Source organism: Peribacillus sp. FSL E2-0218, from assembly GCF_037992945.1.
Lineage (GTDB): Bacteria > Bacillota > Bacilli > Bacillales > DSM-1321 > Peribacillus > Peribacillus simplex_B.
The window spans coordinates 1,172,290-1,185,424 of the sequence record NZ_CP150304.1 but is presented as its reverse complement, the minus strand read 5'-3'; the positions used below and the strand labels follow the sequence as shown (position 1 = coordinate 1,185,424).

Here is a 13,135-nt window from a genome sequence, read left to right as displayed (position 1 = left end):
AAAAAAATTAACCGACTCATGATTGCATTAGAATGCATACACCCTTTCAACCAACTTCTTTTGTCCATTATTGTACAGCTCAATATGGTTTGTTTCATGAATAAACCTAATTATCATCGGAAAGGGGGATAGACATGGATAAACATTCGGTTTCGGCTGAAAAAGGCGCCTACATAAGCATTGCCGCTTACATATTCTTGTCCGCTCTTAAATTGTCGTTTGGCCATTTCGGTGAATCCAAAGGACTCTGGGCAGATGGTTTAAATAATACGACCGACATTATCGCCTCGATTGCCGTATTGATTGGTTTGAAAATTTCAAAGAGACCGCCAGATGATAATCATTCATACGGCCATTTAAGGGCGGAAACCATAGCATCGTTAGTCGCTGCCTTCATCATGATAACCGTGGGCCTGCAGGTTGTATACAGTGCTGTGGAATCCTTCTTCCAGCCAGATTCGACGACCGTCCCGAATATGCTGACCGCTTATGTCGCACTTTTCTCTGCTCTCTTCATGTACGGAATTTATCGTTACAATTTGGTTTTAAGTAAGAAAATCAAAAGCTCCTCCATTTATGCCGTTGCACAGGATAACCGTTCCGATGCCCTTGTCAGTGTCGGTGCGTTTATAGGAATACTCGGTTCCAAGCTTGGAATTCCTTGGTTGGATGCCATAGCCGCTGCAGTCGTGGGTATCATCATCTGCAAAACGGCATGGGGCATTTTCCGGGATGCCTCCATTTCTTTAACCGATGGATTCGACGAACAGCTGCTGCAAAAGATTGGTCACACCATTATATTGACAGAAGGCGTTAAAGGCATGAGTGAAATTAAGGCACGCATGCATGGAAGTGAAATCCTGCTCGAAACCACCGTGCTCGTTGATCCTCTTTTGACCGTCATCCAAGGTCACGATATTACTGTTAATATCGAAGAAAACCTTTTTAAAGAATTTAATATCCAGCATGCAATCGTTCACATCGAACCATTTGCCATTAACAGGAAAGGAGACCGTCAGTAACTTTACGGACTCCCTTTTTTTATTTTCATCCTTGTAATAACTGTAATAAAACCAGCACAAAAAGAGGTATTCTTTTATTGATTGACGAATTACTAACCCATTGACACATGTCTAAACACCATTAATCTGTTATCATAAACACATCATGTAATTATTTTGATATTTTGTAATTTTTATTGAAGAAAATAAATTTCTGGGTCAAAAGTAAATTCATTTTCCTACAGTATGGAGGGCAAAATGGTATCTAATCGAGAAATGACCATTCACTTTTTATCTTCTCAAAAGAGCACTATCCTTTCTAAATGGAAAGATGAACTGCTGCATTTACCGGATGGATATGTAGGTTACTTCAAGCGGGAAGTGGAAAACGTTTTCAGTTTAATGATGGATCAACTTGAAAAATCGAATACGGACATGGGAGATATACTGAGGGTAATCGGTGAAAAAATTGCAACTGACCGAGTCAATAAGCAGTTGAATATGGAAGTTTTCTTTTCCTCTGTAACCATCGGAAGGTCTATCTTCATTGAACACGTTTTAATTTCCAGGATGCCTATGGAAGAAGGATCCGCTCTCATTAAGCAAATCAACGTTTACTTCGATCAACTCATTCAGTTTGCATCATCCCATTATACCGATTTGAAAACGAAGGAACTGGACGAACGCTATCAATTCATAAGCCCTAACCATAAAGACCGTTTGACACTTTTAGGCCAAATGACCTCAAGTTTTGTCCATGAATTCCGCAATCCTCTGACTTCCATCATGGGATTCATACAATTGCTACAAGCAGAACAACCTGAAATCAAATATCTTGATATCATTTCCAAGGAGTTGGATCAGCTCAATTACCGGATTACCCAATTCCTCAATATGTCCAAAAAGGAAACATCGGGATCGCCGACAGAACTATTTTCGATCTCCCGACTGGTTAACGAGGTAATTGAATTTTTATATCCCAGCATTTTGGAAGTCAACGCTTCGATTACATGTAACGTTGCCGATGATGCCGTCATTTCAGGTTCTGAAGAGGAATTTCGCCAAGTGTTATTGAATATCATTTTAAATGCCTTAGATGTAGTGACTGGGATGCCTTCCCCATCCATTTATATTTCCGGCTCTGAATCACCCCCTGGCATCCTTACCTTGAATATTTCCAACAATGGTCCGAAGATACCGGAAGAAGTCCTGCCGAATATTTTTGAACCTTTTATCACCACAAAAAAAAGGGGGACGGGGCTGGGGCTATTCGTCTGTAAAGAAATCGTTTTGAAACATAAAGGAACCTTATCATGTCATTCAACCGATTTCCTGACGACCTTTTCCATACAGCTGCAAACTAAATAATGAATAAATATCCTGATTTCCTTGGATTTTCAGTGTGAAATTTTTGACTGAATGGCCTCCGTTTACTTATACTATTAGGAAGGTTCCGCTACTGATCGAGGTGAATGACGCTATAGATCGAAAATTCTCATATGGAATAAACCGATATTTATTTTTCATCTGCCATTTATAAAAGGTAATCATTTCATTTATTATTGGTTTTGGGAGGTGACTGGGATAATTAGGTCGTCCGGCATCAACGGCGATTCAATGGAATCCCTCACTATTTGGACATATTAAGTTTGTTATTAGTCATTATTTTAATCGCTTTAACTGCCTTTTTTGTAGCTTCCGAATTTTCGATCATCAGGGTTCGCAGCTCAAGGCTCGACCAATTGATTGAAGAGGGAAACAAAAAAGCCATGGCGGCCAAGAAAGTTACATCCGATCTTGATGAATACCTTTCCGCGACACAGCTCGGCATTACAGTGACTGCCCTTGGATTGGGGTGGCTGGGACAACCGACTGTCCTCACATTGGTAGGACCTTTATTCAATGCCTTACATTTCCCACAGGAAGTCACAAGCATTCTGACATTTGTCATTTCATTTTCCCTGATAACATTCCTGAATGTCGTTGTTGGTGAATTGGCACCGAAGACAGTCGCCATTCAAAAGGCGGAACAAGTGGCCCTGGCTATTGCCGGCCCGCTGATTTTTTTCCATAAGATTGCCTTCCCCTTCATTTGGGTATTGAATCACTCTTCTCGCTTCGTTGTAGGATTATTTGGCTTCAAGCCTGCGTCCGAAAGTGAAATAGCCCACACCGAAGAAGAATTGCGCTTCATCCTTTCCGATAGTTATAAAAGCGGAGAGATTAACCAATCGGAATTCAAATATGTAAGCAATATCTTTGAATTCGATGACCGTGTTGCCAAAGAAATCATGGTCCCAAGGACAGAAATCATGACCATTTCGAAAGATGAAACGGTACAGGAATTCGTCGATGTGGCAAAGTTGGAGAAGTACACACGATATCCTGTTGTCGAAGGTGATAAAGACCATGTCATCGGCTTGGTGAATTTGAAAGAGGTGTTCTCGGACCTTATTCGTAATCCGGAAATCCAAGTCAAGGCGATTGAAAATTACTCACGTCCGATCATTCGTGTCATGGAAAATATACCTATACATGATCTGCTGTTGAAAATGCAAAAAGAACGCATCCATATGGCTATTTTGATGGATGAATACGGCGGTACCTCCGGCCTTGTCACAGTCGAGGATATCCTCGAGGAAATCGTTGGGGAAATCAGGGATGAATTCGATATCGATGAAGTCGCATCCATCCGGAAAATTAAGGATGGGCACTATATTTTAGACTCGAAGCTTCTTGTTAAGGAAGTGAATGATCTACTTGGCATTCACTTGGAAGAAGACGATGTCGATACCATCGGCGGATGGGTGCTTACGGAAAATTATGATGTGAATGTAGGGGACATCATGGAAAAGGACGGATTTTGCTTCAAGGTGATTGAAATGGAAGATCACGCCATTCGTTCCATAGAAGTGACAAAAAAGGTCGTTAAGCTTCCTCTCGAGGAAGACCTTCCCCAAAGATAGATGAAAAAACAGCCCCGTAAACAACGAGGCTGTTTTTTTGTATTCATTTATCAGAAAACCGACCTATTTTTTTAACCAATACGACCGGGGGAGGACTCTTCCTTTTCCATATGATATAAAGCATGATGAAAACAAAGGAAAAACCTGCTGCCGGAATTAGATATGGCGCAGTGATTTCCCTGACTTGCTGCCAATTATCACCGAGGATTTTTCCTAAGGATAAAAACAAAATGGTCCAGGGTATGACTGCCGCAATCGTATAGAAGATGAATTTCCATACGGACATCCTGGCTATTCCTGCCGGGATGGAAATGGCATGGCGGACAACCGGGATGAATCGAGCCGTGAAAATGACCCCTACCCCATAACGTTGAAACCAACGTTCGGACATAAAAATATGCTTTTCCTTTATTAAAATATATTTTCCATACTTCAACAAAAAAGGCCGTCCGCCATAGTAACCAGCCCAATAAAGAAATAACTGGGCCATCGTCCCTCCTGCTACCCCTGCAAGGACGGCTCCCCAAAAATTCATTTTTCCTAAGCCTACCAAATATCCGCCGTATCCAAGAACAAGCTCACTCGGGATGACTTCGACCATCAGCCCCAATAATATGCCCAAATACCCCATTCCGGCAAACCAATTCAATATCGTCATTATAAGCTGTGATACCATTCAATCGGACTCCCCTTAACACCAATTTCAAAATGTTTGTCCTTATATCCTATTCGGGACACAGCGTTCTATTCGGTTTTTCATATTCTGCCCGATACTCGGTACCGCCTAGATTATTGCACAAAAAAAAGACCAGCAAATATGTGCTCCGGTCTCTCATTGCATCAATATTCCTTTAGCCTCCGTTTTTCGGACGAATTGCAAAAAAGCAGCTGTGGTGAGTAAGGATGAATCCGTTTGCGAAACATTGTTGAAAATCTCCTGCCGTGATTTCGTTTTTTCAATATGAATCCCGAGATCCTTATACTTATTGATGATTCGGTTCTTCATGCTCACCTCACCCTTTCTGCTGTATCGTATCGTTATTCTTTACCTTCCCATTTTAATAATGGGTAAAACCTATAAAATCGATTTAAGCTAAAAAGCATGTTATCCTTATTCATTTTTCAATTCACTTGAATGGTTTGCAACTGGTGTTCGTGGACCTCATCTTTCTCGACATGCACCTGCACTTTATAGGTACCCGGTTCAACGAATGACACCTTATTTTGATATCTCCCATTTCCTTCGTCCTCAGCCCTGGTGAAATGACTTTCTTCGCTGCCATCCTTCCATACCTCGAAATTCACGTCTGCATTTGTCAGCGGTTTCCCATCCAATTCTACGCTCGCGGCAAAGGTCGAGCTGCTGCCAGCCTTTACAGGGTTGCTTTGGAACTCAATCGATACATCCGTACTGGGATGAGCCGTTGCACTTTCATTCTCATGTTCTGGGATGACAACTTCTTTTTCAGGCATCACATGAAGGCCCTTGGCCGTTACATGGGCAATAACAATATATTTCCCTTGCTCCGTAAACGTATGCATCACTTGATACTTGCCGCTCCCCGTATTTTTCGAATCCAACATTTCCCTTTTGTCTTGTCCGGACTTTCTCACTTCAAATAACACCTCATCAGCTTCATTCACTAAGCGGCTTCCTTGTTTCACTGTCGTTTCAAGAATGACTTCCTTTCCTTTATCCAAACTCCCTTTAATCGCGATCGATGCTTCCATGGAATCCGGAACGGCACTGTTCACTTCTTTATCCTCTTGCATTTCTGCCTGTTGACAGCCAGCCAGCATAATTAACAACGCGGAGCACATATAGATTTTTTTCATTCGTATTTCCCCTTACCGGTTATTGGACTAAAACTCCGTCCTATTCATATTGCCCATCCTTTCCTTTTTTCAGATTTTTATACGTAAATTAACATCAAGCCGTTCGCATCACGGTGACTGAAGTCAGCATGGCTACTGCAATGATCGTTAAAAATGAATATAAAAAGACGGAAGTCCCTACAACACTCAACCCGAAAAGCAGAACACATCCATCAATGAAGAAAATCAGCAAACCAACATTCAGTCCGCTCTTCCTCGAAAGGATCTGTGCCAGCATATCCGTTCCGCCTGTAGAGGTTCCATACCGAAGCATCAAGCCAATTCCGAGCCCGATCAACGCTCCCCCGATTACAGCACTAACATAAATCGGTAAATGCCAACCGGTGATGGCATCCGAAAAAATATCGATGCATAAAGAAGAAAATAACAACCCATGCAGGCTGTTCAGAAATAGCTTTTTCTCAAAGTACCAAGCATATATATATAATGGAATACTGCTGAGGATTACCCCCAACCCTGTTGGAAGTCCGATATAGTAATGAAAAATCAGGCCAATCCCGATCATGCCTCCATCCAATAAATGATAGGGTATCAGAAAGAAGTTGATACCCACCCCTACAAGCATGCTGCCGGCAAGAACCGCCGCAATCCTTTCCATCATTTTCATCAATGTCCCCCTTTTATACGCCATAAAACCTGTCCTTCTTCTAAGAATATGATTATACAGTCCAAATAATAATGAAAACTGCAATTATTTATGAATCAGCCCATTAATTTTCAGAATATTCCATCATATAATACAATAAAGTAGAGAAAACAGCCAAAAACGGCTAATTATTAGCTCAAATTGACTCTTTACAAGCAATTTACCTGATTTAAGGAGCAGTAAGCTGTTTGACTGAATGATGTTCTCTTTCTATAATGAAAGTATTTAAATTAATTAATTGAGGTGATTTGATGGGGCATTAAAGAATGTTCGTTTTGACGGACGGACGCTGCTTTGCGTAACGGACATGTGCATACCTTTGATAAATGGATGCAAGCCATTATGCAGGAATTCTTCTATTTCCCGTCTGCGCATCGCTTATCGGCATACACTATAATTCTCTTCAAGCTATGTACGACCGGTCCCAAAATATTTGGCAAGACAAAAAAAATATACTTGTATATTTTAAAAATGTAGGAGGTGGACTCCTTATTCGTCTCGGAGACGATGTAAGGGAGACTATTTGGACATATTAAACTTGGTAATTATTGCCATTTTAATTGCTTTAACAGCATTTTTTGTTGCTACGGAGTTTGCGATCGTTAAAGTGAGAAGCACGAGGGTCGATCAATTAATTGAAGAAGGAAATCCGAATGCTCTTTCAGCAAGGAAGGTCATATCCAACCTGGATGAATACCTTTCGACTTGCCAGCTCGGCATTACCGTAACGGCCTTAGGGCTCGGGTTCCTTGGAGAACCGACGGTTGAAAACATTTTGCGACCACTTTTGAATCAATTAAACCTTCAATCTGCTTCACATGTACTCTCAGTTGCGATTGCCTTTTCTTCCATAACGTTCATACATGTAGTCGTTGGGGAACTGGCACCGAAAACATTGGCGATTCAAAAAGCGGAGCAGGTCACGTTATTGGTTTCCAAACCTTTAATAGGCTTTAACAAAATCATGTACCCTTTCATCTGGGTACTGAATGGTTCTGCAAGGGCTCTGACCAAAATGCTAGGATTAAAAGCGGTTTCTGAACATGATTTGGCTCATACAGAAGAAGAGCTGCGTATCATTGTTTCCGAAAGCTATAAAAGTGGCGAAATTAACCAATCTGAGTTTAAATACGTGAATAAGATCTTTGAATTCGATGATCGGATTGCAAAAGAAATCATGGTTCCACGTACTGAAATTGCAACGATATCCAAGGATGATACGATCGAACAGTTTTTCACGGTCATGGCGGAAGACAACTTCACCCGTTATCCTGTCATCGATGGCGATAAAGATCACGTCATCGGAATGGTCAATATCAAGGAACTATTCACTGAAATGATAGACAAGAGCAATCATGCGGCTGCATCGATCAACAGATATGTTCGTCCGATCATCCGCGTCATCGATAGCATCCCGATTCACGATTTACTTTTAAAAATGCAAAAGGAACGTATCCACATGGCTATCCTCATGGATGAATACGGCGGTACATCAGGTTTGGTAACCGTTGAAGATATCCTCGAAGAAATCGTTGGCGATATCCGTGATGAATTCGACCTGGATGAAGTGCCCGACGTACGCAAATTAAAAGAAGATCATTATATTATCGATGCGAAGGTATTGGTCAGCGAAGTGAATGATTTACTTGGTTTGGATATAAATGATGAAGACATCGATACGATGGGCGGCTGGATCCTTACCGAGAATTACGAGGCAAAGCAAGGTGATGTCTTAACTTTTGGACCTTATAATTTTAGGATAAAAGAAATGGAAGATCACCATATTCGTTATATTGAAATATATAAACCAGCAAAAATAGTTAGCGAAGTAAAAGAATTTCCGATGATTTCGCAAACCGAAATCGTTTCATGAAAATACCCCCCGTTCCTCATCTTGTTGAGGCACGGGGGGTATTTTCGTTTCATTGGTACATGAAATGATAAACAGCATATTATAAACAAAATAAACCCCCATCAAGATTGAATGAGTACAACGAGTATAGTTCAACCTTTATTGTTTCATACTGTTAGAAAAGCAATATTTATGAAGGAGTGAAGAATTATGAAACTAATAACCATTTGCCAGCACTGCAAAGGGAAAGGTAAAACCCGCTATCTTCAATTCTTTTCCCGGGATTGCTCTCATTGCCATGGCCAAGGCAGGGCAATAAAAGATATGTCCGATATTAGAAACCACGCCAAAAATCTTTAACCGTTGTTTCATAATTTAAAGTTGGATTTGATGACACCTGCTTTCTTTAACGTATCATAAACGATGAGCAGCGAAGGACCAAGAAAAAGCCCGACGAAGCCAAGCATTTTAAAACCTAAATAAAGGCTTATCAATGAAGCCAATGGGGACAACCCCATATTTGCGGAATAGATTTTTGGTTCGATCGTCCTTCTTACGATTGTTATGACCAGGAACAGGATAACCAGGCCAATCCCTAAATGATGATTTCCTTGTGCCCAAACGATGGCTGCCCAAGGAACGAGAACAGATCCCGTACCCAATATGGGGAGAATGTCCACGACAACAATTAACAGAGCCAAAGGGATTGCATATTTCACATTTAACAACCATAGCCCCCCATATGCCATGATGAACGTAATTAGACTCAAAAGGACCTGTGCCTTGATGAAGCCAATTGCTGCATTGCTTAAATCATGATAAACTAGCGATATTTTTTGAAAAGTGGAAGTCTTTAAGTATTGGACTCCCTTTTTCCTTAACTTAGGCAATTCCAAACTGATCAAGAATAAAGCGATTAAATAAATGAGCAAATCAATGAATAAACCCGGAATTAGCGTAACGAACTGGACCATATCCTGAACAAAGCCCTCCGTGAAACCCTCAAGTGCCTTGACGCCCTTTTCCATCGTTTGTTCCACAGATTGGATGAGATTTGGCGGAAGCGTTTGGGAATATTGTTCCCATTGCCTTATGACAGGCAATATCGCCGTCAAATACATTTGACGTATCAATTCAGGAAATTCCTCTGAATAGACCATGATTTTTTTGATTAAAACCGAGAAGGAAAAATAGGTGATGCCAAGCAGACTGCCTACATATAAAACGAATGAAATCAAGACGGCCCATAATCGATGCAGCTTTGCCGTTTCACTAATCATCCGGACCAATCCATCCAAAAGAATCGCAGTGAGTAACGCCAAGATCAAAGCCCATGAATAAGGAATAATGAATATTATGCCCAAGAGGATAATCCCCCTCCAAAACCAGCGAAAAAAATCAGCAACATTCACTGAGCAAACCCTCCTTGCTCTTTCTTGTTCTCTCTATATTTATGAAACGGGGTCACATATATTTCGCATACACGTTTTATTTTCTTAATTTAGGGAAAAAGAGTTACAAAGAGATGGAGGGATTGACTGTGGATAACAAAGATAAGGAAAAGTATCTTGAAGAGCGTAACGATAAATCCAAGGCATTCAAAGAAAATCAAGAAAAGCAGCTGGAACGTGACCAAGTCGTCATGCCCATCGAAGATTTACCCATCGATGAAATTAAATATGAACGACAAGAAGAACGAAATAAAAAGGAAACGAAGCATCGCTCCACGAGCGAGAAGTTTTAAACCAAAACCAGCCGATCACAGGCTGGTTTTGGTTTATGCTCCCAAGAGCACAATCATCATCTTCCTGAGGCAGCCTGCCTCTTCTGGAGCCTTACATTTCTTGCAGAAAAGAAATCCAGGCCCCTGCGAAGCACTTGTAATGACCCCCAAGCCCATTTCGCCGACCGAGCCAGCAAAAAAATAATATTCGCCCGCATTTTTTCCAGTTTTCACTTCGTTAAGCTCCATTTTGTCATGATTCAGGAGATTGGACTTCCATCAAATTCAATTCCACCGCCATTCTCGTCCCCCGTTCGTGTTTTTATTCCAAAAATAAACATTGACTGAAATGAATGATTCTTTACAATAGACTTTTAAGAATTAAAGAATATAATGGATTGGTCGACCATTATAAAGGAGAATCATATGAACCCTACTCAATTATTTCATCAATATTTACAAGTTTCCCGATCATTAGTCAGCAAAATGAATGAGCAAATCACAGCCCTTGAAATTTATCATAATCAGTGGACAATCTTGAATTATTTAAAGAATTGTGGATATTCCACCATACCCGATATTTGCAATTACTTGGATGTAGATAGTGTCATCATCACCCGTTCGGTCAACAGCATGGAACAAAATAATATGATTAAGCAAGTTCCAGGAAAAGATGAACAGGAAAAAAGAATCGAACTGACTCCCCGGGGCAAGGAAGTACATACTAAATGCCTTAAAATTGCAGAAAAGATTGAAGGAAAAGCCTTGGAGGGGATCACGGAAGAAGAACAGGAGTTATTTTTTCAGACCGTCCTTAAAATTCTCAATAATATAAGAAATTGAAATCACCGTCTATTCGTAAGTTATCTTTCTAAGATGCATGAAACCATTGCCAAGCCTTTTTCCAAACTCGGATTGCTTCTATGAAGGATAAATCGAAGCCATGCTCCATCCCCCGGCATGCAGCGATTCAATTAGTATTGATTCACTGCTGGCTGCTGTTGTTTACGTTTACCAACACGTGTCAGCGATGATGCAAGCTCACTTCAACTTGCATGCTGCAGCATTTTACGAAAAATCGTATTTATTTTTTATTCAGATGGCGTTTTTCATGACCATTTCCCATAAAAAGACAGACAGTTCCCAGAATTATTCCGGAAACCGTCTGTTTCTATCCGTTAACCCTCTACTGATCAAAGCACCTGGGTTCTTTGGATACTCCATAGTAACTGAAAGTTTTTCAAAAAGTTGCGGAGCTAGCTGTATCGTCCAGTTGCAGCTCCCTTGCAAGGATGGAATGGATTTTAGCAGCAAGACGGAATTCCTCGCGTCAATTTTCTCAACCATGTTATCCTTCCTTTTTGAACGAGTCGGACCTATCGGTATCTAGATAGGCTCATGTTTTCTGGTCCCTCCTCCTTCGTCGTATCCAAAATGGCCGTTCACATAATGTTTCGTGACAAGCGAACCATATCACGGCACTGAATTCCATTTTCATACAACGCCTCGGAATAATGTTTAGTAAAAAAGTCTCGATCGACGCCAACTATTCTAAATCCGCATTTTTGGTATAAAGCAAGCTGTCCAATACTCGAATTCCCTGTGCCGATTTCCATCAATTTATACCCTTGCTCCCTTGCGTAGCCAATGGCATGCCCAATCAATTGTCTCCCAATTCCTTTTCCATGATGCTTTTCATCCACTGCGATATTTTTTATCTCCATCATATCCGTTCCTTTTTGCAGCAAAACATACACGCCGAGGATTTGCTTGTCTCGCTCTGCAACAAAGCATATCCCTTTACCCAAGTAATCCTCTACCATTTCCTTTGATGGATCTGCCAAAAGCAACAGGTGCAGCGGCGGGGACTCACCGATGAATAACTGCCTTATCTCCATCTCCATCCACTCCTCCCCATTTTAGCTCTTCCATTAGAAGCTCGACCAATTCAGCGGCAGGAATTTCCCTGCTAAGCTTATACCCTTGTCCTGCCCATAAAGCCATCAATTCAGGATTGCCTTTCTGCCCTGCCACTTTCCTCATTTGCTTGGTCATGTGATGGACAAATGGATAGGCGGCTGGTGCAGCGTGATCATTCACCTCCATAAAGTGGTTCACCAACCCGCGTGCCCTCCTGCCGCTAAAAGCCCGGGTAACTGCAGTTCGGTTAAATCGCGGATCATTGAGTGCTGCCTTATGGACTGGACTTGCCCCGCTTTCTGGGCAGCGAAGGAATGCCGTCCCCAATTGTGCCGCCATTGCTCCCGCAGCGAGCACCGCAGCGATATCCTTCCCATGCATCAATCCTCCCGCAGCAATGAGCGGCAAGTTCAGTTCATTTTCAATCATCCTTATTAATACCAACAGGCCATAATCGTCTTCTGTCCTGTTTTCAAAGCTGGCTCGATGCCCCCCTGCCTCCATCCCTTGCACACATAAAACGTCGGCACCGGCATCTGCCGCTTTTTTTGCTTCCTGAAGGTTGGTTACGGTCACGGCAATGAGGGCACCAGTGCCTTGAAGGTTCCTTAATACACGGGATTCAGGACACCCAAAGGTAAAACTGATGAAATCGACCTTGATTTCTTTCAATACAGCCAATTTATTTACCCAATCATCATCATCACCGGCTCCGTAGCCGACGGTGGCGCCCACACTTCTGGCAGCATTTTCGATTCTTGAACGGTAGGCGGCCACTGCTGTTTCATCAATTGCTTCGTTTCCCGGTACAAAAACATTCACGCCAAAAGGAAACTCCGTCAAACGACGGGTTTGCTCTATCTCATCTTTCATCTCTTTTGCAGTCTTATAACCACCTGCTAAAAATCCCAGCCCTCCCGCATTGGATACAGCAGCTGCAAGCTTTGGAGTCGATGCCCCTCCTGCCATAGGCGCTTGAATGATGGGATATCTCAATAAATCTTTGAACATTCCACACAACTCCTTTTGATTTTCATTCATGCTCTTATCATTTTTACGTTTTCTTGGTATAATGATTGTCTGTAAGAGATAAGTGTCTAAATGATCACCCTTTATATCTTGCAAATATAA

Annotated in this window: 14 protein-coding genes; 6 read left to right on the top strand and 8 right to left on the bottom strand. The window is 41.6% G+C overall.

Going from position 1 to position 13,135, the window contains the following annotated elements; all coding sequences use genetic code 11:
• The first annotated feature begins 134 nt into the window (after positions 1-134).
• The 3 genes from MHI53_RS05650 (at position 135) to MHI53_RS05640 (ending at position 3,967) form a co-directional block, all read left to right on the top strand.
• On the top strand, positions 135-1,022 hold the full coding sequence (locus tag MHI53_RS05650) for a cation diffusion facilitator family transporter (RefSeq protein WP_340372974.1): 888 nt from the start codon (positions 135-137) through the stop codon (positions 1,020-1,022).
• A gap of 237 nt (positions 1,023-1,259) precedes the next feature.
• A complete protein-coding gene (locus tag MHI53_RS05645; protein WP_340372973.1) occupies positions 1,260-2,369 on the top strand; it encodes a HAMP domain-containing sensor histidine kinase in 1,110 nt (369 codons plus the stop codon).
• 266 nt (positions 2,370-2,635) lie between these two features.
• Entirely contained in the window at positions 2,636-3,967 is a 1,332-nt protein-coding gene (locus MHI53_RS05640) for a hemolysin family protein (RefSeq protein ID WP_100533717.1), read from the top strand.
• Between the two features lie 43 nt (positions 3,968-4,010).
• Here MHI53_RS05640 and MHI53_RS05635 read toward each other — a convergent pair whose 3' ends face one another.
• The 4 genes from MHI53_RS05635 to MHI53_RS05620 form a co-directional block, all read right to left on the bottom strand.
• A complete protein-coding gene (locus MHI53_RS05635; protein ID WP_340372972.1) occupies positions 4,011-4,643 on the bottom strand; it encodes a DedA family protein in 633 nt (210 codons plus the stop codon).
• A 156-nt stretch (positions 4,644-4,799) separates the two neighbouring features.
• The gene (locus tag MHI53_RS05630; RefSeq protein WP_340372971.1) at positions 4,800-4,973 is read right to left on the bottom strand and encodes an Lmo0850 family protein; all 174 of its coding nucleotides are present in this window, start codon (positions 4,971-4,973) and stop codon (positions 4,800-4,802) included.
• A gap of 116 nt (positions 4,974-5,089) precedes the next feature.
• Positions 5,090-5,803 (bottom strand): FixH family protein, encoded by a 714-nt coding sequence (locus MHI53_RS05625; protein ID WP_340372970.1) that lies wholly within the window; start codon positions 5,801-5,803, stop codon positions 5,090-5,092.
• Between the two features lie 94 nt (positions 5,804-5,897).
• The gene (locus MHI53_RS05620) at positions 5,898-6,470 is read right to left on the bottom strand and encodes a YitT family protein (protein WP_311316491.1); all 573 of its coding nucleotides are present in this window, start codon (positions 6,468-6,470) and stop codon (positions 5,898-5,900) included.
• Positions 6,471-7,032: 562 nt separating this feature from the next.
• On the opposite strand from MHI53_RS05620, the gene MHI53_RS05615 reads away from it, so the two are divergent.
• Positions 7,033-8,382, top strand: coding sequence for a hemolysin family protein (locus MHI53_RS05615; protein ID WP_061143744.1), 1,350 nt, complete (start codon positions 7,033-7,035; stop codon positions 8,380-8,382).
• 347 nt (positions 8,383-8,729) lie between these two features.
• Here MHI53_RS05615 and ytvI read toward each other — a convergent pair whose 3' ends face one another.
• Positions 8,730-9,725, bottom strand: a complete 996-nt coding sequence (gene ytvI / locus MHI53_RS05610) for a sporulation integral membrane protein YtvI (protein ID WP_340372969.1) — start codon at positions 9,723-9,725, stop codon at positions 8,730-8,732.
• A gap of 176 nt (positions 9,726-9,901) precedes the next feature.
• On the opposite strand from ytvI, the gene MHI53_RS05605 reads away from it, so the two are divergent.
• Positions 9,902-10,105 (top strand): hypothetical protein, encoded by a 204-nt coding sequence (locus tag MHI53_RS05605; protein ID WP_081092527.1) that lies wholly within the window; start codon positions 9,902-9,904, stop codon positions 10,103-10,105.
• Positions 10,106-10,138: 33 nt separating this feature from the next.
• Here MHI53_RS05605 and MHI53_RS05600 read toward each other — a convergent pair whose 3' ends face one another.
• Positions 10,139-10,318, bottom strand: coding sequence for a hypothetical protein (locus tag MHI53_RS05600; protein ID WP_340372968.1), 180 nt, complete (start codon positions 10,316-10,318; stop codon positions 10,139-10,141).
• Between the two features lie 192 nt (positions 10,319-10,510).
• Here MHI53_RS05600 and MHI53_RS05595 point away from each other — a divergent pair, with 192 nt between their 5' ends.
• Complete coding sequence (locus MHI53_RS05595; protein WP_061143740.1) at positions 10,511-10,927, top strand: MarR family winged helix-turn-helix transcriptional regulator; 417 nt, start codon at positions 10,511-10,513, stop codon at positions 10,925-10,927.
• A 599-nt stretch (positions 10,928-11,526) separates the two neighbouring features.
• Here MHI53_RS05595 and MHI53_RS05590 read toward each other — a convergent pair.
• Both MHI53_RS05590 and MHI53_RS05585 read right to left on the bottom strand, forming a co-directional pair.
• The gene (locus MHI53_RS05590) at positions 11,527-11,982 is read right to left on the bottom strand and encodes a GNAT family N-acetyltransferase (RefSeq protein ID WP_340373649.1); all 456 of its coding nucleotides are present in this window, start codon (positions 11,980-11,982) and stop codon (positions 11,527-11,529) included.
• Positions 11,954-13,015, bottom strand: a complete 1,062-nt coding sequence (locus MHI53_RS05585) for a nitronate monooxygenase (protein ID WP_340372967.1) — start codon at positions 13,013-13,015, stop codon at positions 11,954-11,956. Before MHI53_RS05585 ends, MHI53_RS05590 begins: the two co-directional genes overlap by 29 nt.
• Positions 13,016-13,135: the final 120 nt, after the last annotated feature.